The 23,210-nt window shown below is 66.7% G+C and carries 18 protein-coding genes; 4 read left to right on the top strand and 14 right to left on the bottom strand.

Annotated features, from left to right (window positions below):
• Positions 1–14: 14 nt before the first annotated feature.
• The 5 genes from CVS48_RS20620 to CVS48_RS20600 form a co-directional block, all read right to left on the bottom strand.
• Positions 15–1,961: an acyl-CoA synthetase gene (locus CVS48_RS20620; protein ID WP_100856063.1), complete on the bottom strand. Its 1,947-nt coding sequence runs from the start codon at positions 1,959–1,961 to the stop codon at positions 15–17.
• A gap of 17 nt (positions 1,962–1,978) precedes the next feature.
• Positions 1,979–3,112 (bottom strand): acyl-CoA dehydrogenase family protein, encoded by a 1,134-nt coding sequence (locus tag CVS48_RS20615; protein WP_100856062.1) that lies wholly within the window; start codon positions 3,110–3,112, stop codon positions 1,979–1,981.
• 9 nt (positions 3,113–3,121) lie between these two features.
• A complete protein-coding gene (locus CVS48_RS20610; protein WP_100856061.1) occupies positions 3,122–4,318 on the bottom strand; it encodes an acyl-CoA dehydrogenase family protein in 1,197 nt (398 codons plus the stop codon).
• Positions 4,319–4,336: 18 nt separating this feature from the next.
• Complete coding sequence (locus CVS48_RS20605) at positions 4,337–5,521, bottom strand: acetyl-CoA C-acyltransferase (protein WP_100856060.1); 1,185 nt, start codon at positions 5,519–5,521, stop codon at positions 4,337–4,339.
• A 75-nt stretch (positions 5,522–5,596) separates the two neighbouring features.
• The gene (locus CVS48_RS20600; protein WP_100856059.1) at positions 5,597–7,720 is read right to left on the bottom strand and encodes a 3-hydroxyacyl-CoA dehydrogenase NAD-binding domain-containing protein; all 2,124 of its coding nucleotides are present in this window, start codon (positions 7,718–7,720) and stop codon (positions 5,597–5,599) included.
• Between the two features lie 205 nt (positions 7,721–7,925).
• Here CVS48_RS20600 and CVS48_RS20595 point away from each other — a divergent pair, with 205 nt between their 5' ends.
• From CVS48_RS20595 to sodC, 4 genes are all read left to right on the top strand, one after another.
• Positions 7,926–8,855 (top strand): LysR family transcriptional regulator, encoded by a 930-nt coding sequence (locus CVS48_RS20595; RefSeq protein WP_100856058.1) that lies wholly within the window; start codon positions 7,926–7,928, stop codon positions 8,853–8,855.
• Between the two features lie 107 nt (positions 8,856–8,962).
• Entirely contained in the window at positions 8,963–10,207 is a 1,245-nt protein-coding gene (locus CVS48_RS20590; RefSeq protein ID WP_242001205.1) for an AI-2E family transporter, read from the top strand.
• A gap of 176 nt (positions 10,208–10,383) precedes the next feature.
• Complete coding sequence (locus CVS48_RS20585; RefSeq protein ID WP_100857777.1) at positions 10,384–11,628, top strand: DUF445 domain-containing protein; 1,245 nt, start codon at positions 10,384–10,386, stop codon at positions 11,626–11,628.
• A gap of 146 nt (positions 11,629–11,774) precedes the next feature.
• A complete protein-coding gene (gene sodC, locus CVS48_RS20580; protein ID WP_100856057.1) occupies positions 11,775–12,299 on the top strand; it encodes a superoxide dismutase family protein in 525 nt (174 codons plus the stop codon).
• A 50-nt stretch (positions 12,300–12,349) separates the two neighbouring features.
• Here sodC and CVS48_RS20575 read toward each other — a convergent pair whose 3' ends face one another.
• The 9 genes from CVS48_RS20575 to CVS48_RS20535 form a co-directional block, all read right to left on the bottom strand.
• Entirely contained in the window at positions 12,350–12,985 is a 636-nt protein-coding gene (locus tag CVS48_RS20575) for a glutathione S-transferase family protein (protein WP_100856056.1), read from the bottom strand.
• A 152-nt stretch (positions 12,986–13,137) separates the two neighbouring features.
• Positions 13,138–14,376: an MFS transporter gene (locus CVS48_RS20570; protein WP_100856055.1), complete on the bottom strand. Its 1,239-nt coding sequence runs from the start codon at positions 14,374–14,376 to the stop codon at positions 13,138–13,140.
• A 139-nt stretch (positions 14,377–14,515) separates the two neighbouring features.
• On the bottom strand, positions 14,516–15,307 hold the full coding sequence (gene map, locus CVS48_RS20565) for a type I methionyl aminopeptidase (protein WP_100856054.1): 792 nt from the start codon (positions 15,305–15,307) through the stop codon (positions 14,516–14,518).
• Entirely contained in the window at positions 15,308–15,550 is a 243-nt protein-coding gene (locus CVS48_RS20560) for a ParD-like family protein (protein WP_050446659.1), read from the bottom strand.
• An 84-nt stretch (positions 15,551–15,634) separates the two neighbouring features.
• Positions 15,635–17,548: a B12-binding domain-containing radical SAM protein gene (locus CVS48_RS20555; RefSeq protein ID WP_172616226.1), complete on the bottom strand. Its 1,914-nt coding sequence runs from the start codon at positions 17,546–17,548 to the stop codon at positions 15,635–15,637.
• Positions 17,549–17,771: 223 nt separating this feature from the next.
• Positions 17,772–18,491 (bottom strand): DUF2894 domain-containing protein, encoded by a 720-nt coding sequence (locus tag CVS48_RS20550; protein ID WP_419191434.1) that lies wholly within the window; start codon positions 18,489–18,491, stop codon positions 17,772–17,774.
• Positions 18,481–19,131, bottom strand: coding sequence for an OmpA family protein (locus CVS48_RS20545; RefSeq protein WP_100856052.1), 651 nt, complete (start codon positions 19,129–19,131; stop codon positions 18,481–18,483). Before CVS48_RS20545 ends, CVS48_RS20550 begins: the two co-directional genes overlap by 11 nt.
• Positions 19,128–22,358: a DUF802 domain-containing protein gene (locus CVS48_RS20540; RefSeq protein ID WP_242001206.1), complete on the bottom strand. Its 3,231-nt coding sequence runs from the start codon at positions 22,356–22,358 to the stop codon at positions 19,128–19,130. Before CVS48_RS20540 ends, CVS48_RS20545 begins: the two co-directional genes overlap by 4 nt.
• A gap of 10 nt (positions 22,359–22,368) precedes the next feature.
• The gene (locus CVS48_RS20535; RefSeq protein WP_100856050.1) at positions 22,369–23,088 is read right to left on the bottom strand and encodes a DUF3348 domain-containing protein; all 720 of its coding nucleotides are present in this window, start codon (positions 23,086–23,088) and stop codon (positions 22,369–22,371) included.
• Positions 23,089–23,210 lie beyond the last annotated feature (122 nt).

Raw genomic sequence — 23,210 nt, 5'->3', positions numbered from 1 at the left:
CGGACCGCCCCGGTTCAGTCGCGCAACACGACTTTGACCGGCAAGCGCGCCAACGCTTCGCGCAACTGCTCCTTCAGCGGCGCGGATACGCCGGGTGCCGCTTCAACAGCGACATCCGGTTGCGCATCGGCCAGCACGCGGAAGATCTTGCTGTCTTCCGCCAGCCCGGCTTTTTGCAGGGTGCGCGCCACCACCGCCTCTACCGATACGGCAGTGGCCAGGTGGCGCAAATCAGGTTTGTAGATCTTGCCCACGTTGGTCATGGGCATGGCCTCCAGCACGATGACGCGCTTGGGCCGCGCCGGGCCTTCATCCACGTGCGCGGCCGCGTAGGCAACGAGTTCCGCTTCGGTGGCCTGCGCGCCTTCCATCAGCGTGACGAAGGCCACCGGCAGTTCGCCGGCATAGGCGTCCGGCGCGCCGACGGCGGCGCACAGATGCACAGCGGGATGCGTGGCCAGCGCGTCTTCGATGGTCTTGGGGTCGATGTTGTGGCCGCTGCGGATAATCAAATCCTTGGCGCGGCCTTGCAGGTGCAGCCGGCCTTCGGCATCCATGAAGCCCACGTCGCCACTGATCAGCCAGCCGTCTTCGGTGAAGGCGCGGGCGGTGTCGGCGGGGTCCAGAAAACCGGGGATCACGTTGGGCGCCTTGAACAGCACCATGCCGGGCGTGCCCGGGGGCAAGTCCTGCGCGGCTTGCCCGGCGGGAATGTCCAGGCCAACGATGCGCACCTGCACATAGGGCAGTGGGTAGCCCACGCAGTTGACGGGAAACACCGAGCCCGGGGGCGTGATGGACGAGATGCCGGCCATTTCCGTCATGCCCAGGCTTTCGTTCACTTGCAGGCCGAACAGCCGCTTGAAGCGCGCGGCCAGTTCAGCCGGCAGCGGCGCGGCGCCGGTGCGGCAGTAGCGTAACGACGAGATATCGGCGCCTGCCAGCGGTACGTCGGCCAGGGCCGCGAGTATGGTCGGCACGCCTTGCAGCGAGGTCGCGCGATGCTTTTCCACCAAGCGCCAGTAGTTGCGCAGCACGTCGCGGTTGCGCAGCAGCATGGGGGTGGGGATGACGGTTTCCACGCCGGCCGACAAGGCCGCCAGCGAGGCCGGCAACACGCCCGCCACGTGGAATAGCGGATAGCCGTTGATGACCACATCCGTCGGCCCCGCGTTCTGCAACTGCACGGCCGCCCAGGCGGTGAAGACCTGGTTGGCGTGGGTGTGGATGGCCAGCTTGGGCGCGCCCGTGGTGCCGCCCGTGTGGAAGTAGGCCGCCACGTCGCTGGCGCGGATGACCCGTTCGCTGAGCAGGCGGTCGGCCGGTTGCGCCGAGCGGTTGGCGTTGAAGTCCAGCGCGTAGTCGGGCAGCGCGGGGCGGTCTGACAGTGGCTCGGTGTGCGGCGCCACGCGCAGCAAAGTTTGCAGGGTCGGCACGCGCTCGCGCAGGCGCAGCGCCTTGGACCACATTTCGCAATCGGCATCCGCGCCGTAGGCGATCAGCACCTTGGCGCGCGCGGTGGTCATCAGCGAGGCCAGCTTGTCTTCCGTCAGCAGCGGGTTCAGCGGTTGGACAATGCCGGCCGCCTCGCCGCCCCACAGCGCCAGGTGGTATTCCAGGCAACCGGGCAGCATCACGGCCACGGCGTCGCCCGCGCGCACGCCCAGGTCGTGCAGCAGGTTGGCCGTCTGGTGGATGCCGGCCAGCAGCTCGCGATAGCTCCAGCGGATGGCCTCGTCATCGGGGTCCGCCGAGCGCAGGAAGGTCAGCGCGGTCTTGTCGCCAAAGGCCGCGGCCGAGTTGCGGAAGATCTCGTAGGTGCTCTGCACCGTCAACGTTTCCGCCAGCGGGCGCGCTTGCAGCCGTTGCACGTCGGCGGCGCTGCGCACGGGAAACGGCGCCGAGAACGGGGGCGAGATCGGTGGCAACAGCGGTGGCAGAGCAGCGTGGGCCTGCGTCATGTCGGGCTGGCCTCCGTTCACGCCTGCGCCAGCGCGATGTAGCGGCGCAGGTGATGGTCTTCGTCGCCCAATTGATGGTCGATCATGACCAGGCGCTTGGCGTAGTGCGCCAGCGGCAGTTCCCAGGTCATGCCGATGCCGCCGTGCAACTGGATGCTTTCCTCGGCCACCAGCGTGCCGATGCGGCCGATGGTGAACTTGGCGGCGGACAGGGCGCGTTCGCGGGTGACGCGGTCGGGGTTGTCCAGCGCGGCGGCGGCGTTGATGACGGCCGAGCGCGCTTGTTCAATTTCCAGCAGCACATCCGCCATGCGGTGCTGCAAGGCCTGGAAGCTGCCGATGGGGGTGCCGAACTGGCGGCGCGTGCGCAGGTATTCCAACGTGGCGTCGCGGGCGCAGTCCATCGCGCCCACGGCTTCGGCGCACAGCGCCAGAATGCCGCGCCCGGTGGCGCGTTCCAGCAGCGGGTAGCCCGCACCGGCCTCGCCCAGCAAGGCCTCGGGGCCCAGCTTGACGTCGGTCAGCGTGACTTCGGCGGCGCGTCCACCGTCGATCAGCCCGTAGCCGCGCACCGCCAGGCCCGGCGTGCCGGCGCTGACCAGGAACAGGCTGATGCCGGCTTCGTCATCTTCCGCACCGGAAGTGCGCGCCGACACCAGGAACAGGTCCGCGTGTTCGCCCGCCGTGACCACGGCCTTGGCGCCGTTGAGCACCCAGCCGTCGCCCGACGGTTCGGCGCGCGTGCTGACCCGCGCCAGCTCATAGCCGGAATCGGGCTCGCCCTGGGCCAGCGCGGCCGTGATGGTGCCCGCGATCAGGCCGTCCACGGCTTCGCGTTGCGCGGGCGTGCCGGCGGCGGCGATGGCGCTGCCCACCATCAAGGCGTCCAAAAAAGGTTCCACGACCAGGCCGCGTCCCAGCGCCTCGAAGACGACCGAGATATCAAAGCCCGCGCCGCCCAGGCCGCCATCGGCCTCGGAGAACAAGGCGCCGATGGCGCCCAGTTCCGCATAGCGGCGCCAGAATTCCACGCTGTAGCCCTGGGCCGATTGCGCGTGGCGTTCGCGGGTGGCGAAGTCGTACTGCTCGCTAACAAAGCGGCGCAGCATGTCGGACAGCATGCGCCGGTCTTCGGTGTGTTCAAAGTTCATGGCCGGCCCTTACAGTCCCAAGATCATCTTCGAGATGATGTTTTTCTGAATTTCATTGGAGCCGCCGAAGATCGACAGCTTGCGGTTGTTGAAGTACTGCGCCGCCGCGCTGTCGGCGCCCTCGGGGCCGATAGGGTCGGCGTCGTAGCCGTCGTGCAGCGCTTCGGGCACGAAGGGGCGCGCGTACGGACCCATGGCGCGGCGGTTCAAGGCCGTGATTTCCTGGCGGATCTGCGTGCCGCGTATCTTCAGCATCGAGCTTTCGGCGCCGGGTGCGCCGCCGCCCGCCACCGCCGCGACCACGCGCAGGTTGGTGGTGCGCATATTGGCCAGTTCGATTTCCACGCGCGCCAGGCGGGCGGCAAAGTCGGGGTCTTCGGCCAGGGGGCGGCCGTTCTTTTTCCGCTTGGCGGCCACGGCCTTCAGACGTTCCAGCGCGGCGGTGGATTGGCCCACGCCGGCAATGTTGGTGCGCTCGTAGGTCAGCAGGTACTTGGCGCAGGTCCAGCCCCGGTTTTCTTCGCCCACCAGGTTCTCGACGGGCACGCGCACGTCGGAAAAGAACACTTCGTTGACTTCGTGTTCACCGTCCAGCGTGATGATGGGGCGCACTTCGATGCCCGGGCTGTTCATGTCGATGAGCAGGAAGCTGATGCCCTCCTGGCGCCGACCTTCCTGCGAGGTGCGCACCAGGCAGAAAATCATGTTGGCGTACTGGCCCAGCGTGGTCCAGGTTTTTTGCCCGTTGACGATGTAGTGGTCGCCGTCGCGCACGGCGGTGGTCTTGACGGAAGCCAGGTCGGAGCCCGCGCCGGGTTCGGAATAGCCCTGGCACCACCAGTCGCTGCCGTCCAGAATGCGCGGCAGCCAGTACTGGCGCTGCGCTTCGTTGCCGTACTTGATCAGCACCGGCCCCAGCATGCTCAGGCCGAAGGGCACGATGCGGGGCGCGGCGGCCAGCGCGCATTCGTTATCGAAGATGAATTTTTGCGTGGCGCTCCAGCCGGTGCCGCCGTATTCCACGGGCCAGTGGCTGGCCAGCCAGCCTTGCTGGTTCAGGATGGCGTGCCATTCGACCATGTCGTCTTTGGTAAGCAGCTTGCCCAGCCCAACCTTGTCGGAAAGGCGCCGGGGCAGCTTGGCCGCCAGGAAGGCGCGCACGTCGTCGCGGAAGGCGTTTTCTTCGGGGGTGAATTCCAAGTCCATGTCGGTCCTTAGTGCATCTCAAGCATAGATTTCAAACAGGCCGGCCGCGCCCATGCCGCCGCCGATGCACATCGTGACGACGGCATAGCGGGCGCCACGACGGCGGCCCTCGATCAGCACATGGCCGGCCAGCCGCGCGCCGGTCACGCCAAACGGGTGGCCCAACGCAATGGAGCCGCCGTCCACGTTCAGGCGGTCCATGGGGATGCCCAGCTTTTCCTGGCAATACAGCGCTTGCGACGCAAACGCCTCGTTCAGTTCCCAAAGGTCGATGTCATCGACCTTCAAGCCATGGCGCGCCAGCAACTTGGGCACGGCGTAGACGGGGCCGATGCCCATTTCGTCGGGCTCGCAGCCGGCAATGGCCAAGCCCCGGAACGCGCCCAGCGGGCGGATGCCCGCGCGCTCGGCGTCGCCGGCTTCCATCAGCACCAAGGCGGCCGCGCCGTCGGACAGTTGCGAGGCATTGCCGGCCGTGACGAACTGGCCTTCGCCGCGCACGGGCGCAAGGCCAGCCAGCGCTTCATAGGTGGTGCCGGGGCGGTTGCAGGTGTCTTTGTCGATGGTGACTTCGCGTTCGCTGACGACGCCCGTGGCGCGGTCGGTGACGGACATGGTGGTGGTGACGGGGATGATCTCTTCGCGGTAGCGGCCGGCGGCCTGGGCGGCTTCGGTGCGCGCCTGGCTTTGCGCGGCGAAGCGGTCCTGGGCTTCGCGGCTGATGCCGTAGCGGGCGGCCACGATGTCGGCGGTTTCGATCATGGGCAAATAGAGTTCGGGCTTGTTCGCCAGTATCCACGGGTCCATGCCGCTGACGCCGTCGTCGCGCGTGCGGATCTGCGACACCAGTTCCACGCCACCCGCGATCACGGCCGGGGCGCCGTCCATCACGATGCGGCCGGCGGCCGACGCAATGGCTTGCAGGCCCGACGCGCAGTAGCGGTTGATGGTGGCGCCGCCCACGCTGACCGGCAGGCCGGCGCGGATGACGGCTTGCCGGCCGATGTTGCGGCCCGTGGCGCCTTCGGGGTAGCCGCAGCCGATGAAGGCGTCTTCGATCAGCGCGGGGTCGATGCCCGCGCGGTCAACGGCGGCGCGCACGGCGTGCGCCGCCAGCGTGGGGCCGGCGATCTGGTTGAATTCACCGCGCCCCGCCTTGGTGATGGGGGTGCGGGCGGTAGAGACGATGACGGCTTCGCGCATAAGGGTTCCAGTCGAAAGTGGGTTCTGTATTCAGGCGGGCGGTGTTCAGGCGGCGGGCGGCTAAAAAACCTGCGTTCAGGCAGCCTGATTCAGGCTGGCGAAGTTGCGGCCGGATTCCGCCAAACGCACCAATAGCGGCGACGGCTTCCAGAACGCCGGGTCTTCCTTCGCATACGCGCGGATGTCGGCCAGCACGCGGTCCAGGCCCACGCTGTCGGCGTAGTGCATCGGGCCGCCGTGGTGGCGCGGAAAGCCGTAGCCGGACAGGAACACCACGTCCACGTCGGACGGGCGCAGCGCAATGCCCTGGTCCAGCACGTTGGCGGCTTCGTTGATCATGGCGGCCAGGTAGCGGCGCTGGATGTCTTCGTGCGTGAACGGGCGCGGCGTGACGCCTGCGCGGCGGCGTTCGTCGTCGATGATGGCCAGCACTTCCGGATCCGGCGTGCCCACGCGCGCGCCATCGGGGTACAGGTAAAAGCCACGGCCCGTCTTCTGGCCGAACCAGCCGCGTTCGCACAGGCGGTCGGGAATCTGCACATAGCGCAAGGCGGGGTCGCGGGTAGCGGCGCGGCGCTTGCGGGTGGCCCAGCCGATGTCGCCACCGGCCAGGTCGGCCATCTGGTAGGGGCCCATGGGGTAGCCGAACTCACGCACGGCGGCGTCGATGTCGTAGGGGGACGCGCCGTCTTCCGTCATCATGTCCGCCGCCTGCCGGTGCACGGCCAGGATGCGGTTGCCGATAAAGCCGTCGCACACGCCCGCGCGCACGGGCGTCTTGCGCAGTTTGCGTGCCAGTTCAAAGCCGGTGGCCACCGTGTCGGGCGCGGTGTGCTCGCCCACCACGATCTCCAGCAGCTTCATGATGTTGGCGGGTGAAAAGAAATGCAGGCCCAGCACGTTGCCGGGATTTCGCGTGGCGGTGGCGACGCGGTTTACGTCCAGGTAAGACGTGTTGGTGGCCAGCACCGCGCCGGGCTTGGCCACGCGGTCCAGTTCGGCAAACACGGCCAGCTTCACGTCCATGTCCTCGAACACGGCCTCGATGATCAGGTCGGCGTCATTCAGGGCGTCGTAGGTGGTGGCGCCCGTCAGGCGCGCCAAGCGGGCGTCGCGTTCCTCTTGCGTGATGCGGCCTTTCTTGAGCAGCAGGTCGTACACCTGCGCGACGCGCGCGCGGCCACGTTCCAGCGCGGCGTCGTCCTGCTCAACCATCACCACCGGCAAGCCGGCGTCCAGCACCGACACCGCGATGCCCGCGCCCATCGTGCCGCCGCCCACCACGCCGATCTTGTTCAGGGCGCGCGCCTTGCCTTCTTTCAGTTCAGGGACCTTGGTGGTTTCACGCTCGGCAAAAAAGGCGTGCACCAGGCCGGCGCGCTGGGGGCTGTCCAGGCATTGCAGGAACAGCGCGCGTTCGGTGCGCAGGCCTTCGTCAAAAGGTTGTTCGATGGCGGCACGCACGGCTTCAACGATCTTCGCGGGCGAATACAGCCCGCGCAGCGTCTTGGCGATGCGTTCGCCGGCCGCAGCGGCTTCGGCCAAGGCGGCGGCCTTGTCGGCCAGCGCGGCGGTGGCGTCACGGCTGCGGCGGGGGCCCGCGCCTTGCGCCAAGAGTTGGCGTGTGTAGGCCAGCCCCGCCGCCAGCGGGTCGTTGCCTTCAGCCAGCGTGTCTACCAGCCCGGCGCGCAATGCGGCGTCGGCCGACAGGTGCTTGCCCGACAGCATCAGGTCCAGCGCGGCGGCAGCGCCAATCAAACGCGGCGTGCGTTGCGTGCCGCCCGCGCCCGGCAGCAGGCCCAGGTTTACTTCGGGCAAGCCCAGCTTGGCGCTGGCAAGCGCTACGCGATAGTGCGCGGCCAAGGCCACTTCCAGCCCGCCGCCCAGCGCCGCGCCATGCAGCGCGGCCACCACCGGCTTGGTGCTGGCTTCAATCTGATTGCAGACGTCGGGTAGGGCGGGGGGCTTGGGCGGCTTGCCGAATTCGCGGATGTCGGCGCCGGCGATGAAGTTCTTGCCCGCGCCCACCAGCAGAATGGCGCGTACGTTGGGGTCGGTTTGCGCGGCCTGGATGGCGTCGGCCAAGTCGCGCCGCACGTCCGCGCTTAGCGCGTTGACCGGAGGGTGGTCCAGGGTAATGACCAGGATGTCTTCGTCGCGGCGCGCGTGGGCGGCGCCGGCAGTGCTGCTGTCCGTCATGGGTCCTTGTCTCCGTTGGGGCGGCCGTCGTTGCGGCGCCTGGCAAGCCGAAGGATGGCGGGTCTTGTGACCCATCCCGTGGCTTGTCTTGTTTTGCGTCTATCGCTTAGTTCTTTATTCTTTCCCAGTAAAGATGTCTTGACAATGACATCAGGAATTGACACGACGGATAAAAAAATTTGACAATCCGGCCCAAGGAGACGCCATGGACACCAAATCCCTGACCTTGCTGGTCGATATCCTGGACGCCGGCAACTTGAGCGAAGCCGCGCGCCGGCTGAAGATGACCCGCGCCAACGTCAGCTACCACCTGAATCAGTTGGAGCGTTCAGTGGGCATGCAGCTGGTGCGGCGCACGACGCGCCATGTGGAAGCCACCGAGATCGGGCTGAAGCTGTATCAGCATGGCCGCAGCATCCAGGACGAACTGGTCGCCGCGCGCGAGGCGGTCGACACCCTGGGCAAGACGCCGCAAGGCAAGGTGCGGCTGAGCGTGCCCAGCGGCTATGGGCAGTTTGTGATGACGCCCTGGCTGCTGGAGTTCAAGCTGGCGTATCCGGATATCGTCCTGGACGTGCTGTTCGAGAACAGCGTCGACGATCTGCTGCGCGACGAGGTCGATATCGCGGTACGCATCATGTCCGAGCCGCCGCAGAACCTGGTGGCGCGCGAACTGGGGCTGGTGCGTTACGTGGCGTGCGCGTCCAAAGCCTATGCCGAGGCCCGGGGCCTGCCGCAGCGGCCCGATGACCTGGCCCAGGCGCCCGTCATCAGCGCGGCAGTCATTGGCCGGCCGTTGCGGCTGTCGGCCTATTACGGCGGCCAGCCGCGCCAGCACGTCGTACTGGAACCCACGGTCATTTCACGCAACTACGCCTTTCTGCGCGACGCCATCCGCGCTGGCTTGGGGGTGGGCGTGGTGCCGGACTACGTGGTGCACGACGACATCGCGCGCGGCGAGCTGCTGGCCGCGCTGACGCAATGGCGGCTGAGCATTTTTGGGCGTGGCATGTACATGCTGTACATGCCCAACCGGCACCATCCGCGCGCAATTTCCATGCTGATCGAATTCATCCTGGAGCGCGCACAGCGCGATCACGAAGGGCAGGCGGGCCTGCTGGCGGTGAAGGGCTGAACGCGCTGGAAAGCGGCGCTGAAAAACGGCGCTGAAAAACAAACCGAACGTCCCCAGGCACGATACTTGCTGTCCGCGTTCACCAAGACGAAATGCGAGGGGACGGGATGGAAAGCGCGACGCCGGGGAAGGTGACGCCGGGAAAGATCACGCCGGAAAAAGCGGCGCCGGAAACCATGTCACCCGAAGAGCGAGCGGCGGAAAAGTCCGGGCCGGACGATCGCGCCTCGGATGAAAAAGCCACCGTGCAGGACGCCGGCATCATTCCCGAGCCGGCGCCCAACGTCACGCACGTCTGGGCGCGCGGCGCCTGTCTGACCACGCTGACCGTGCTTGCCGTGCTGTTTTCCCTGAAGATGGCGCAGGAATTCATCGTGCCCGTAGTCATGGCGATTGTGGTCGCGTATGCGCTGGACCCCGCCGTGGCCCTGATGGAACGGGTGCGCCTGCCGCGTCCGGTCGGCATCATCATTCTGATGGCCGTGATTTTCTTCGGGCTGGCGGGCCTGGTGTATGCCACGCAAAGCCAGGTCAGCTCCATCATCGAGGCGCTGCCCGAGATTTCCGGCAAGATCTCGCGCACGCTGAACGGCTTTGCCAGCGGCGATGGTTCCTTCATTGAACGCATCAAGGGCGCGGCCAGCGTGCTGCAGGATACCGGCGGCGTGCAGCCCGGTCGCCAGGTGGTGGTGGCCAAGTCGGACGCGGGCTTCAGCGAATTCCTGCTGTGGGGCTCCAAGGGGCTGGCCACCTTTCTGGGCCAGGCGACCATGAGCGTATTCCTCGTGTTCTTCCTGCTGCTGTCGGGCAACGCGTTCAAGCGCAAGTTCGTCAAGGTGGCGGGCACAACCTTGTCGCAGAAAAAAATCAGCGTGCACATGCTGGACCAGATCAACAATTCGATCCACATGTACATGGCGATGATGCTGGTCACGAACGTGGCGCTGGGCGTGCTGTCGTGGGGGGCGTTTCGCCTGTTGGGCCTGGAAAACGCCGCCACCTGGGCGGTGGTGGCAGGCGCCTTGCACATCATTCCGTACTTCGGCCCGCTGATGACGGCGGTGGGCACGGGGATCGCGGCGCTGATTCAATTCGGCGAAATCGGGCCGGCGCTACAGGTGGCCGGCAGTTCCGTGGCCATTGCCTTGCTGATCGGCGTGCTGGTCACCACCTGGATGTCGGGCCGCATCGCCAAGATGAACTCGGTGGCGGTGTTCATGATGCTGCTCTTGTTCACCTGGCTGTGGGGCATCTGGGGCACGCTGCTGTCCGTGCCCATCGCGTTTATCGCCAAGGTGGTGGCGGACCACATCGAAGGGCTGGAGGCCGTGTCGGAGTTCCTGGGCGAGTAGCGCAGTTGTTATGCTGACGCCTCGCTTGCCACGCCGACACCGCCATGCCTGATAAGCCCGAACCCGCCTACACGTCCAAGACTCCCGACTCGCCGCCCCAGCCCGGACGGGCCACCGCCGCGTTCGCCACGCATTCCACCTTGGCCTCCGACGCGCGCCGCACGCAGTTGCGGCGTATGAAAATCGCCGCGCTGGCGCTGCTGGTGGCCATGGTCTGCGGCTTCATCACCAGCCACGTCATGGGCGGGCAGGGGGCGTGGGCCTGGGTGCGGGCGTTTTGCGAAGCGGCCACGGTGGGCGCGCTGGCGGACTGGTTCGCGGTGGTGGCGCTGTTTCGCCGTCCGATGGGGCTGCCGATTCCGCACACCGCCATCATCCCCAGCAACAAAGACCGCATCGGCGACAACCTGGCCGTGTTCGTGCGCGACCACTTCCTGGACCCGGACACGCTGATGGAAAAGCTGCGCGTGTTCGACCCCGCCACGCGGCTGTCGCGTTGGCTGGTGCGGCCCAAGCAGGCGCATGCCTTGAGCGACGGCGCGCGCCGCGTGGCGCTGCAAACGCTGGACATGCTGGACGAGCACGCGGTGCGCGGCGTGATCCAGGAATTCGTGGTGAAGAACCTGCGCGGCTGGGACGCGGCGGGCACCGTCGGCGAAGTGCTGGGCCTGTTGACGCGCGACGGGCGCCACCAGGAATTGCTGGATGCGGCCATGGAACGCCTGGGCGGCTACCTGGGCGAAGACGATGTGAAGGAGCGCGCGTCCACGCTGCTGGTGAAGTTTGCCCGCAAGGAATGGCCGCGCATCATCGCGGCGGTGGACGTGGTGAAGTCGGTGGACGGCATTGCCGACAACCTGGCCGACCGCCTGGCCATGGCCTTGATGGACGAGCTGCGCGACGTGCTGTCCGAACCCGACCACCCCGTGCGGCGCGACTACGAAGCCTGGGTGCTGAATTACATCGAACGCCTGAAGACCGACCCGGCCTTGTCGGCTCAGGTTGAAGCCCTGAAGCAGCGCGCCATTGACCACCCCAAGGTGCAGGAATACGTGCAAGGCCTGTGGGACGACATCCACGCCGCCTTGCGGCGCGACCTGTCTGACGAAAACTCGGCGCTGGCCGGCCATCTGGAACGCGCCATGCTGGCGCTGGGCCGCAAGCTGGGCGAAGACCCAAGCCTGCGCGACGCCATCAACAGCCACGTGATGGGCAGCGCGCGCCGCCTGACGGGCCGGCTGCGCATCGGCGTGACCGAACACATTTCGCGCACGGTGAAGAACTGGGACGAACGCCATCTGGTCGACGAACTGGAACTTAGCGTGGGGCGCGACCTGCAATACATCCGCTTTAACGGCACGCTGGTCGGCGGGTTGATCGGTGTTGCGCTGCACGCGCTGGTGCTGCTGGTGAATCGTTAAGAAGCCTGATCGCTTGTATCAGGAAGGAAGAATGCTGGTGCGCCGACTTGCCCCGGTGCTATTGTTTTCTGCGCCCTGGGCCAGGCGGCAAGGTTCGCGCTGGCCGGGCATCCGCACCTTGCGTGCATGATTCCAGGAGGCACTTCATGAAGAAAATCTCGATGCTTGTCGCGGCGCTGACGATGGCGGGCGCGTCTGGCGCGGTGCTGGCCGAAGACGTCTCGATGTCATTCCTGACCGCCGACGGCCTGGGCAAGAGCGCCGGCACGATTTCGCTGAAGGACACCAAGGGTGGGCTGGAGATCACGCCCAACCTGACTGACTTGAAGCCGGGCGAGCACGGCTTTCACGTCCACGAAAAGGGTTCCTGCATGCCGGGCATGGTGAACGGCAAGATGGCGCCTGGCGGCGCCGCGGGCGGGCATCTGGACCCGAAGGGCACCAAGGCCCACAAGGGGCCGATGGCCAAGGATGGGCACCAGGGCGACCTGCCGCTTATCGTGGTGGCGGCCGACGGCACGGCCAAGAAAGCCGTAGTGGCCCCGCATCTGAAGCTGGCCGACGTGAAAGGGCACGCAATGATGGTGCACGTGGGCGGCGACAACTACAGCGACAAGCCCGAACCGCTGGGCGGTGGAGGCGGACGCCTGATCTGCGGCGTGGTGAAGTAACACGGCAGGCTGGCCGATCGGTCAGCGGACCCGTCAGCCAACCCCGCCCGTCAAACCCTGCCGTTGCGCCCGTACAGCCGGTAGCCCTCGCGGGCGGCAAGCCGGTCGTAGTAGGCGCTGACGGCGGGCAGGGCGGGTTGTTCATGGGCAGGGCCGAAGGGCGTGGCGAACCAACGATTGACCGATAGGCCGATGGGGATGTCCGCCAAGCTGAAGGCGTCGCCCGCCACATACGCGCCGGTTTGCGCCAGCCGTTGTTCCAAAATGCCCATGTACAAGGCCCAAGCCTGGCACGACGCCGCGATACTGGCCGCGTCCTGGTGCGCGGGCGATTGCCGGGCAAGCGCCATGAAGGCGTAGCTCCAGGACCGGTTCAGGTCGGTGGCCTGCCAATCCATCCATTGATCCACGCGCGCCCGTAATGTCGGTTCAGCCGGATAGAGCGCCTGCCCGCCGTACTGCGCGGCCAGGTAGCGGATGATGCTGTTCGACTCCCACAGCACGAAGTCTCCGTCCTGGATGACGGGCACCATGGCGTTCGGGTTCAGCGCCAGAAAGCGCGGGTCGCTGGTGGGCTGAAAGCCCGAGCCCCAGTCTTCGCGGGTAAACGGCAGGTTCAATTCCGCGCAGGTCCAGAGCACTTTGCGCACATTGATGGACGAGGCTTTACCCAGGATTTTCAGCATTTTTCGGTGGCCAACTAGGCGGTGGGTGGGACGGCAGGAAGTCATATCAGAGGGATATCGCCGGAAGTCTAGCGGCCGGCGTCCAGGGCCGCCAGATACAGAGCCACGCGCGCGCGGGCACAACAGATTGCTGGCGGACTTCGACCCCCGCCTCAGGCTTCCACGGTGCGCGGTTGGCTCTGCAAGCGCGCAACGGGCGACGTGAACAGCACCACGAACTGCACCAGAAAGCCCGCTGTCGACACCCAGAGGCAGGCGTCCAGCCCGATGCGGGCGGCCAGCGCCGCGCCCATCAGCGCGCCCACGGGTCGCGCGCCATAGGTCGCTGTCAGGATCACGGCCGATACGCGGCCCAGCAGCGCGTTGGGCGTGACGGCCTGGCGCAAGGTGGTGGTGGTAATGGTCCACAGGATGGGGCCCGCCCCAAACAGGAAAAAGCCCGCCGCGGCCACCACGCCCGACGGATACGCCAAGGTAAGCAGCAACAGGCCGCTTGCCGCCAAGGCCGATAGCGGTCCGGCCGCGATCATCGCGCCGAAGGACAGGCGACGCGCCAGCCATGGCGCGGCCAAGGCGCCCGCCAGCATGCCGCCGCCGTACACGCCCAAGGTGATGCCCACGCCCGTGGCGTTCAAGCCCAGGCGCTCAATGGCATAGACCACGTACACCGCTTGCAGCACAAACCAGGCGGTATTGAAGAACACCGCCGTGATCAGCACGGGACGCAGCAGCGGGTGCGTGGCGACGAACGCGGCGCCTTCGCGCAGTTCGGCCAAGGGATGGCGGCGCGGGGCGTTGGCCAGGTTCCCGTTACCCGCCGATCCATCCCGAGGCAAGCCCGCCAGCAGCGCCGCCGCCAGCAAAGACAAGGTGGTGGCCAGCACATAGGCGGTGGGCGCGCCCATCCAGCCGACCAGCGCGCCGCCCGCCGCCGGGCCCGCCGCGAACGCGCTGCTGCGCGCCAGTTCCAGCCAGCGGTTGGCGCTGGCCAATTCGCTGGCGGGCACCAGCCGGGGCAGCAATGCGGGCGCGGATACGTTGTAAGCCACGGTGCCCACCGCGCCCAGAAAGCCCAGCGCGGCCAGCCAGGCCAGGTTCAGTTCACCCGTCCATAGCAAGGCCAACAGCCCCAGCAGGCTGGCGGCGCGCACGCATTCGGCCGCCGTCATCAGTGCTTTGCGCGACATGCGGTCGGCCAGCACGCCGGCCGGCATCGACAGCAACAGAAAGGGCAAGGTTTGCGCGGCTTGCAGCGTACCGGTCTGCGCGGCGGTGGCGCCCAGCGCCAGCACGGCGACCAGCGGCGCGGCCGCCAGCGCCATCTGTTCGGAAAATTGGGCGGCCAGGTTGGACGCGGCCAGGCGACGAAACGCAAGGGGCAGGGTGGGCATGGGGGAACAGATGCTGCGCCGAAAACGGCAAGGGCACGATCATGATCGTGCCCTTGGCAGCTTGCACTCCGGTCCTTGCCATGGACCGGTGCGGTCAGGAAAGGCGGGGTTCAGAAAGGCTGGGTTCAGGAAAGGCGCGTCAGGGAATCGGCGGGTAGTCGCCGTAGCCGTCCGGCCAGGGCGTCAGCACCTCGTAGCCGGTGTCGGTCACCACCACCATGTGTTCCCATTGCGCCGACAGCGAACGGTCTTTGGTGACCACGGTCCAGCCGTCGGGCAACTGCTTGGTGGCCGGCTTGCCCGCGTTGATCATGGGTTCGATGGTGAACATCATGCCGGGCTGCAACACCAGCCCTTCACCGGGCCGGCCGTAGTGCAGCACCTGCGGTTCGTCGTGGTAGATCTGGCCGATGCCGTGGCCGCAGTATTCGCGCACGATGGAAAAGTGTTCGCGGTGCGCCACGGTCTGGATGGCGTGGCCGATGTCGCCCAGCGTGGCGCCGGGCTTCACGGCCATGATGCCGGCGCGCGTGGCTTCATAGGTGATGTTGACCAGGCGGCGCGCCAACGGGCTGGGTTGGCCCACGTAGTACATGCGGCTGGTGTCGCCAAACCAGCCGTCCTTGATGACGGCCACGTCGATGTTCAGGATGTCGCCGTTTTTCAGCACCTTGGCTGACGGAATGCCGTGGCAGATCACATGGTTGACCGACGCGCAGATGGTCTTGGGAAAGCCGTGATACCCAACGTTGGCCGGAATGGCTTTCAGCACGTTGACGATGTACTGGTTGCAGATGCGGTCAAGCTCGTCGGTGGTAACGCCGGGGCGCACGTGTTCGCCGATCATGTGCAGCACTTCGGCCGCCATGGCGCCGGCCTTGCGGGCCATGTCGATATCAGCGGCGGACTTGATGGATACCTTGCGTGCCATTTACGCGACCTCCTGGGCCGCGTCCGGCAGCCGCCGGGACAGGGAGGCAATGGTGAAGCCTTCGCCCTGTTCAATGCGGATCAGCAACTGGCAGATGTCCGCGTGGCGCAGTTCGGGATAGAGCTCGGACAGCATGCCGATGCGCATCCAGTGTTCGGCTTGGGAATTGATCGAGCGGCTGAGGGCGCCGCTGGCGACGCGCAGATTCTCATGCATCTGCTCAGAGATTTTGACGAGGCCCATAAAGAATGATCCATATATGGTTTGTATATGGATCGTATGGTACAGCGCGGTGGGGGCCTCGCGCAAATCGAGGTGGCCCCCGCCTTAGCCCTGCTGGCTGAGCGCCCGCGCAATCCGGTTTTTCGACACGGTGGTTTTCGGCACCTTGAACGGAAACCAGGTCCGCACGTCTTCGTCCAGGCCAATGCCGTGCATGTAGTTGTAGATGGCTTTTTTCAGTGCGCGGCCCAGCGCATCGTGGTCCACGCCCGTGGGGTCATGAAAACCGATGTCGTTCTTGGCGAAGGTGACGGGCGGCAGCGGTTGCAGCGTCACCCCGTATTCCTCGGGGTTCTTGCCCACCGGCGAATGCACCGTACAGGCAAAGCGATGGAAGAACCCGCTTTGGATGCAGTCGTTGGCAAACAGTTGGCGCACGTATTCCAGCGCGTCCACGGTGTCTTGCACCGTCTGCGTCGGAAAGCCGTACATCAGATACGCATGCACCAGGATGCCGGCGTCTGAAAACGCGCGCGTGACGCGGGCCACCTGATCGACCGACACGCCTTTCTTCATCAGGTTCAGCAAGCGGTCGGACGCGACTTCCAAGCCGCCTGATACGGCGATGCAGCCGCTGTCGGCCAGTAGTTCGCACAATTTGGGGCTGAAGGTTTTTTCGAAGCGGATGTTGCCCCACCACGAAATGCCTGCGTTGCGTTCGATAAGCTCCGTGGCCAGCGCCTTGAGCGACTTGGGCGGCGCGGCTTCGTCCACAAAGTGGAAGCCGGTCTGCCCAGTTTCGCGCACGATGGCTTCGATACGGTCGGCCAGTACGGACGCCGACGCGCCTTCATAGCGGCCGATATAGTCCAGGCTGACGTCGCAGAAGCTGCATTTTTTCCAGTAGCAGCCGTGCGCCACGGTCAGCTTGTTCCAGCGTCCGTCGCTCCAGAGGCGGTGCATGGGGTTCAGCATGTCCAGCAGCGACAGGTAGCGGTCCAGCGGCAGGCCGTCCCAGGTGGGCGTGCCCACTTCCGCGAAGGCCACGTCGGGTTCCACCAGGTTCACGTACTGCACAGCGTTGCTGTCCTGGTTGCGCACAAACGTGCGCACCAGGCGCTGGCGCGAGCGCTTGCCCTGCACGTGTTCCAGCAAGGCCAGTAGCGGGCGTTCGCCGGCATCCAGGCAGACGTAGTCAAAGTAGTCGAACACGCGCGGGTCTTTCAGTTCGCGCAGTTCGGTATTGACGAAGCCGCCGCCCAGCACGGTGACGATGCCGGGGTCTTGCGCCTTGATGGTCTGCGCGATCCGAAACGCCGCGTACACCGCGCCGGGAAACGGCACCGACAACAGCACCATCGTCGGCGCGTGGCGCGTCAGGGCTTCGGTCGTCAGGTCGCGCAATGTGTCGTCCACCAGCGTGGGCGCACTGGTCAGGGCGTTGGCCAAGGGGTCGAACGTGGGCTGGCTGCCTGCCAGCGATTCGGCATAGCGCACGAATTCAAAGCGATCGTCCACGGCGTCGCGCAGCACGTCGGCCAGGTCGTTCAGGTAGAGGGTGGCCAGGTGCTTGGCGCGGTCTTGCAGCCCCAACGCGCCGAACGCCCAACCCAGCGGGTCGCCGCCGTCTTCGTCCATGTAGACGTCCAGCGTGCTGAAACGCGGGCCTTCGGGCAGGAAGTGGCGGCCCACGATGCGGTGGGCCAGCGTGGAATCGCGCCCTTGCAAGAATGCGATCGTTGGCCCGATGGTGGCCAGGTAGCGCGGCTGCATCGCCACGAACGCCTGGATGGCGGGCGTGTGCTTGTCAAGCGGCAGCGCGTTGACCTGCTCCGCCACGGCGCGCAAGCCCTCCGCCGACAACAGGCGCAACACCAGCGCAAGCGCCAGGTCTTCCTGCACCGCGTTCACGTCGCGCGAACGCAGGAAACCAGTCAGGTAGGCGGTGGAGGGGTAGGGCGTATTCAGCTGCGTCATCGGAGGGATGATGGACAGCACGCGTAGAGGCAAGGTGGACATGAGGCACGGCATGGCTGCCGTCAAAGCGGAAGTTGGGACGAGGGGGCGGGGCGACGGGCTTGGGGTACGGACTTGGGATACTGACTTTCTGCGCTGGGTTCGAGGCGCTGGCTTTGGCAATTATAGGCAGCACGCGCGGTTGCCCGGATCGCGGGGCTGCCTGTGGGGCGCGTGGGTAGGCTTATAGGTACGCCGGGAAACGCCGGGGAACGCCTGGGTACGCTTACCGCGCCTTCGCCCGCGACGATTTCTTGGCGGCGCCTCGCGCGGCGTCTTTGGGGGCGGGGGCGGTGGCCGCGTGGATCTGCTCCATCCACATCAGCGCGTCCGTGTACGACAGGAACTGTTGCAGGTAACCGGGCGACAGCTCGCGCATCAAGGACAGCGCGCGGTGCACCAACTGGTTGGAATTGAGCGGGCCGGCGTTCTTGTGTACCTGCTGCTGCGACTGGCGCACCTGCCGGTCGGCGCTGACGCGCGACCAGACGGCGCGAAAGTACTCCAGCATTTGCACGTCGGGGTAAGCGTCGCGTAGGCCGAGCGCGTCGCGGTTCCAGTCAGGCTCGCCATCCGGCGTGCTCAGGCTTGGGTCCGCCAGATAAGCCAACAAGCCGGCCAGCGCGCTGGGCGCGTCGTTGGCGGGCTCCGCTGGCGGTGGCGCGTTTCGCTCGGCGCTGGGTTCGGCAGCCAGCTCGGCATCTGGTCCGGCATCCGCATCGGCATCCGCATCGGCATCCAGCAACTGCGCATAGGCATTCAGATGCCCCGCCAATCTTTCGTCCAGCAACTGCCGCGCCAGGCCATCCAGCACGGCGGATCGCCGCGCCATGGCTTGCAAGAAGCGAAAGCGCACCGGGTCTACCCGGTCGACGCCACCCTCGCGCCAGGCGTCCAACATGGCCTGCGCGTCCAGCGTGCCGAGAATGCCGCCGTCACTGCTCACGCGGCTTCCCTGGGGCATCGGATTGCTTGGGGATGGGCGTGATTTCCACCCGGCGATTCTTGGCGCGGCCTTCCTCGTCGGCGTTGGACGCCACGGGCTGCTCCGACCCGAACGCCGCCGCGAACACGGTGGACGACGGCACGCCTTCGTCGATCAAGGCGCGCGTGACGGTCAGGGCGCGCTGCGCCGATAAATCCCAGTTGTCCGCAAAGCGGCGGTTGCCTTCACGTACCTGCTGGTCGTCGGTATAGCCGCTGACCATCAGAATTTCGTTGTGCGTCTTCAGGTACGCGGACAGCGGTTCGATCAGCGATTTCAGGATCTCGCGGCCTTCGGGCTGCAACTGGTCGGAGTTCAGCGCGAACAGCACGCTGCCGCTGATGCCGATGCGGCCATTGACCAGGGTCACGCGGCCCGCCGCCAGCGGGCCCGCCAGCGCCTGTTCCAGCGTTTCGCGGCGCTGGGTTTCTTCCTGGCGCTGCTTGACCTCTTCTTCCAACTGCGTCGACAACTGCAACTGCATGCCGATCACGCTGACCAGGATCAGCACGAAGGCGCCCAGCAGCACCGACATCAGGTCGCCGAAGACGGCCCAGGCGGGGGCGGAAGTCTCGATGCCGCCGTCGATGTCGTCGCTCATGCGGGTTCCGCGCTGGCGTCGGCGCGCTGGACGGCCAACTGTTGCAGGTTTTCAATAATCTGCTTTTGCGACATCAGGCTCAGGTCCACCACTTCGCGCGCCTGCGCCACGTAGTAGGACAGTTGCTCGTCGCCCCGCGCGATGGACTTGTCCAGCGCGGCTTCGATGCGTTGCAGGTGCGCCACCAGCGTGTTGTTGGACTCGCCGAACAACTGCACCGCCGCGCCGAACGATTCGCCCAGGCTGGCCACTTCCACCGCGCTGGTGGTGACGTGCGCCGCCACGTCGGTCAGCTTGCCGGTTTCGGCTTCGACGCGCTCGGTGAACTGCGTGCCCACGCGCTCCAGCAATTCGGCCGACGAGGCCAGCAGCGCGTCCACCGCCGAGCGTTGTTCGGCGGCGGTGTGGTTGACGGCATTGAGCAGGGTGTCCAGCGTCTCCAGCAGCCGGTTGCGCTCTTGCAGCATGTCGTTGTCGCGCACCATGCTGTCGGACAGCTTCTGGCGCAGTTCGCCGATGACGTCGGCGGCCGCCTTCGGGGCTTCCGACGCGGCCTGCACCAAGCGGCCGATTTCGGCAATGGTCTCGCTGGCGTGGGCTTGCGTTTGCGCGGTGATGCCGTCCGCCGTTTGCGCCAGCGTGTCGGCCAGCGCGGCCAGCTTGGCGGTCCAGGCCGACAGGCGTTCTTCGTCCTTGGCGGCCAGCGCCGCTTGCAAGTCCGCGTGCGACTGGTCCAGCGTGTGCAAGAGCGAGGCCGAGTGCTGTTCGAAGGTGGCCGCGGCCGCCTCCAGCGCCTGCTGATTGGCCTCGGCCAATTGCTGGCCTAGCTGTTCCTGGCGCGTCTGCGCGTCAGTCCAGGCTTGCGTGACCTGGCTGGCGGCGGTTTCCAGGCGCGTGGACACGCTTTCCAGCACGCCCGCCTGCGCTTGGGTCTGCGCCGTGATCTCTTGCGTGGCCTGGCCCAGCGCCTGCGTCAGTTCCTGCTGGCGGGTGGCGGCTTGCGCGCCCGCCAGTTCCCATTCCTGGCCCAGCGCGTCAGCCATCGCGGCCAGTTTGGTGGTCCAGGCGGACAGGCGTTCTTCGTCCTTGGCTGCCAGCGCCGCTTGCAGGTCCGCGTGCGATTGGTCCAGCGTGTGCAGCAGCGCCGCCGAGTGCTGCTCGAACGCAGCGGCGGCGGTGCTCAGGGCTTGCTGGTTGTCGGCGGCCAGCTTCTCGCCAAGCTGCGCCTGGCGCGTCTGCGCCTCGGTCCAGGCCTGGGTCACGCTGCCGGCCGCGCTTTCCAGGCGCGTCGACACGCTTTCCAGCAGACGGGATTGCGCTTCGGTCTGGCCGGTGACGTTCTGCGCGGTCAGGGCCAGCGCGTCGCTGATTTCCTGCTGGCGCGCCACGCTCTGGTCGCCGGCTGCCTTCCATTCCTGGCCCAAGGTGGCGGCCATGGCGGCAAGCGTATCGGTCCAGGCGGACAGGCGTTCGTGGTCCTTCGCGGCCAGGGCTGCATGCAGCTCGGCATGCGATTGGTCCAGCGTGCGCAGCAGCGACGCCGAATGCGCCTCGAACGCTGCAGCGGCCGTCGTCAAGGCTTGTTGATTGTCTTGCGCCAGCTTCTCGCTGACTTGCTCGTGGCGGCTCAGCGCGCTGTTCCAGCGGTCCGACACGCTGTTGGCGGCGGCTTCCATGCGGGTCGACACGGCTTCCAGCACGCGGGCTTGCGCGGCGGCCTGGGCGTTGATGTCGCGCACGGTCTGGGCCAGGGTGTCGCTGATGGCCTGTTGGCGGTCGGCGGCTTGCGTGCCGGCCTGTTCCCATTCCTGGCGCAGCGTGGCGCCCATGGCGCCCAGGGTCTCGGCCCACGCGGCCAGGCGCTGTTGATCGCGCGAGGCCAGGTCCGATTGCAAGAGCGCGTGCGAATCGTTCAGCGTGCGCAGCAGCGACGCCGAGTGCTGTTCAAAGCTGGCGGCGGCGGCGGTCAGCGCTTGCAGGTTGTCGCCCGCCAGTTTTTCGCTGACGCGCTCCTGGCGCGATAGCGCGGAAGTCCAGGCTTCCGACATATTGCCCGACGACGCCTCCAGGCGCGCGGAAACGCCGTCCAGCAGCGCGGCCGAGCGTTGTTCGAAGGTTTCGGCAAAGCGGTCCATCGAGGCGCGCAGGTCTTGCGCCAGCGTTTCGCTTGCGCGTTGCTGGCCGGCCAGCGCCTGGTTCCAGATGTCGGCCACATTGGCGGTGGACGCCTGGAAGCCCGAGGTCAGGCTGCTCAATTGTTGCTGCACGGCTTGCGCCACCGTGTCTTGCAGGCTGGCGGTTTCGCGCGACAGGCTTTCCATCGTGGCCTGCACGACCGGCTGCAAGGCCACCCCGGCGGAACGCGCGCTTTCGGCCACGCCTTCCTTCATGGACTGTTCCATCACCGACGCCAGGCGCGCGTAGGCCGCCTCGGCCTTGCCCTGAAAGGCGTCCTGGCTGGCCAATTGGCGGTCATTGATGGAGCGCGTCTGCTGCTCCATGTTCTGCATCATGGCTTGCAGGCGGTCAACCAGCGTCGGCATGGCCTCGGCCTGGCGCTGCATGACTTCGGCCTGGCGTTGCAGCAGCTTGAACGATTCTTCGCGCTGATAGCTTTGCGAATACACGCGCAGGGTCGTGGCGATCTTGCTGTCCAGCAGCTGCGCGGCCTGCACCCGTTCACGGCGGCACAGCGCGGCCAAGAGGCCCAGCATGGCGGACGCGGCCACCCCGGCAATCGACGTGCCGAACGCAAAACCCAGGCCCTTGACCGGCGCGGCGAGCGACGCGCGTATGGCGCCCAGGTCGGTCGCGCTTTCCAGTGCGATGCCGGTGCCGCGCAGCGTCACGACCATGCCCAGGAACGTGCCCAGCATGCCCAGCAGCACCAACAGGCCGACCAGATAGGGCGCCAGGGCCGGGCCGGGCAAGCCCACCCGTTCGCCTTCCACGCGCAGGCGCGCGGCGTTGCGCAGGCTGGGGTGCAGCTGGTCCAGCCAGGAAGCCAGGCTGGCGGGGGCTTCGGACAGCGCGGCGGTGGACCGCGCCAGGCTGGACGTGGCTTGCTGATAACGCAGCAGTTCCCAGGCGCCGGCCAGGTAACAGACGCCTATCAGCAGCGTCACGGCCAGCGCAAGCGGGTTGGACCCCGCGTAGCCCGCGCCGATCCAGCCCACAACGGCCAAACCGGCCAAAAACACAACGAAATTGATCAGAGTCTTGGACATGGTGTCCTGGTTAGCTGGCGCGAAGGGCGGCAAGCAGCCCTTCCACCGGTTGTAAACGTACATCCAATTCGGCAAGCAGAACGCTGCGCATATCCTTGCGGAATACGTCCAGCCACGCGCCGGGAGTCGCGGGCTCTTGCGCTTCTTCAGCCAGGCGCAAACGCTCGAAATGGCCTTGCAGCAACTTCGGGATCGCGCCCAGAAGGGTGCGTTCCTTGGGCAGCAACGCGCGGTCCATGATGGCGTCCACCACGGCCAGGCGCGTCATCTCGCCATTCCGGGCGGCGACCATGCCGCGCAGGCGGCTGCGCAAATTGCCCACGCTGGTCTCCATCGTGTGCTGTAACGACACGTACCGCTGACGAAAATTCGAGTAATCGGCCTGGGCTTCTTCAACCGCCGCCGACGGCTTGGCCGGCGCCTGTCCGGCAACGAGCCGCTTGGCGCTTGTGGCCGCCGTATCGCTGGCGATGGCGTCGGCCAGCGTCGTGCGCACGCGCACGCATTCACGCTCTTCGGCGCTGCTGAACAGACGCGCGCCGGGGGCGATCACCGGCGGGCTCGTGGTCAGGGCCGCGGACAGCGCGATCGCGTCCGTCCAACCGAGCCACTGGCTCAAATGGTCGGAAAGCGATTGCCTGGATTCCGGAACGTCGACATCCGTCAGGCGAGTCAGCAAGCGAATGAGCGTCGGGCCGCTTAAACCTGTGCGCTGTGGGGCTTGCAACATACCACCAGAGTCAAAAAGGGGGGAGTTTACACGCTGGCAGGCTGCTTAAGGGCGGGTGGGGGAGGCGCTGCCTTAATAATGGGGTCGCATCATGGGTTGCTTGGTCATGGGTTGCATCCCCA

The organism is Achromobacter spanius, from assembly GCF_002812705.1.
GTDB lineage: Bacteria > Pseudomonadota > Gammaproteobacteria > Burkholderiales > Burkholderiaceae_B > Achromobacter > Achromobacter spanius.
The sequence above is the reverse complement of the archived record's forward strand: the minus strand, read 5'-3'. Positions and strand labels throughout refer to the sequence as shown.

Bases quoted from the DNA above. Each gene is read 5' to 3' on its own strand.
- CVS48_RS20620 (WP_100856063.1), bottom strand. From the start codon at position 1,961: ATGACGCAGGCCCACGCTGCTCTGCCACCGCTGTTGCCACCGATCTCG.
- CVS48_RS20615 (WP_100856062.1), bottom strand. From the start codon at position 3,112: ATGAACTTTGAACACACCGAAGACCGGCGCATGCTGTCCGACATGCTG.
- CVS48_RS20610 (WP_100856061.1), bottom strand. From the start codon at position 4,318: ATGGACTTGGAATTCACCCCCGAAGAAAACGCCTTCCGCGACGACGTG.
- CVS48_RS20605 (WP_100856060.1), bottom strand. From the start codon at position 5,521: ATGCGCGAAGCCGTCATCGTCTCTACCGCCCGCACCCCCATCACCAAG.
- CVS48_RS20600 (WP_100856059.1), bottom strand. From the start codon at position 7,720: ATGACGGACAGCAGCACTGCCGGCGCCGCCCACGCGCGCCGCGACGAA.
- CVS48_RS20595 (WP_100856058.1), top strand. From the start codon at position 7,926: ATGGACACCAAATCCCTGACCTTGCTGGTCGATATCCTGGACGCCGGC.
- CVS48_RS20590 (WP_242001205.1), top strand. From the start codon at position 8,963: ATGGAAAGCGCGACGCCGGGGAAGGTGACGCCGGGAAAGATCACGCCG.
- CVS48_RS20585 (WP_100857777.1), top strand. From the start codon at position 10,384: ATGAAAATCGCCGCGCTGGCGCTGCTGGTGGCCATGGTCTGCGGCTTC.
- sodC (WP_100856057.1), top strand. From the start codon at position 11,775: ATGAAGAAAATCTCGATGCTTGTCGCGGCGCTGACGATGGCGGGCGCG.
- CVS48_RS20575 (WP_100856056.1), bottom strand. From the start codon at position 12,985: ATGCTGAAAATCCTGGGTAAAGCCTCGTCCATCAATGTGCGCAAAGTG.
- CVS48_RS20570 (WP_100856055.1), bottom strand. From the start codon at position 14,376: ATGCCCACCCTGCCCCTTGCGTTTCGTCGCCTGGCCGCGTCCAACCTG.
- map (WP_100856054.1), bottom strand. From the start codon at position 15,307: ATGGCACGCAAGGTATCCATCAAGTCCGCCGCTGATATCGACATGGCC.
- CVS48_RS20560 (WP_050446659.1), bottom strand. From the start codon at position 15,550: ATGGGCCTCGTCAAAATCTCTGAGCAGATGCATGAGAATCTGCGCGTC.
- CVS48_RS20555 (WP_172616226.1), bottom strand. From the start codon at position 17,548: ATGTCCACCTTGCCTCTACGCGTGCTGTCCATCATCCCTCCGATGACG.
- CVS48_RS20545 (WP_100856052.1), bottom strand. From the start codon at position 19,131: ATGAGCGACGACATCGACGGCGGCATCGAGACTTCCGCCCCCGCCTGG.
- CVS48_RS20540 (WP_242001206.1), bottom strand. From the start codon at position 22,358: ATGTCCAAGACTCTGATCAATTTCGTTGTGTTTTTGGCCGGTTTGGCC.
- CVS48_RS20535 (WP_100856050.1), bottom strand. From the start codon at position 23,088: ATGTTGCAAGCCCCACAGCGCACAGGTTTAAGCGGCCCGACGCTCATT.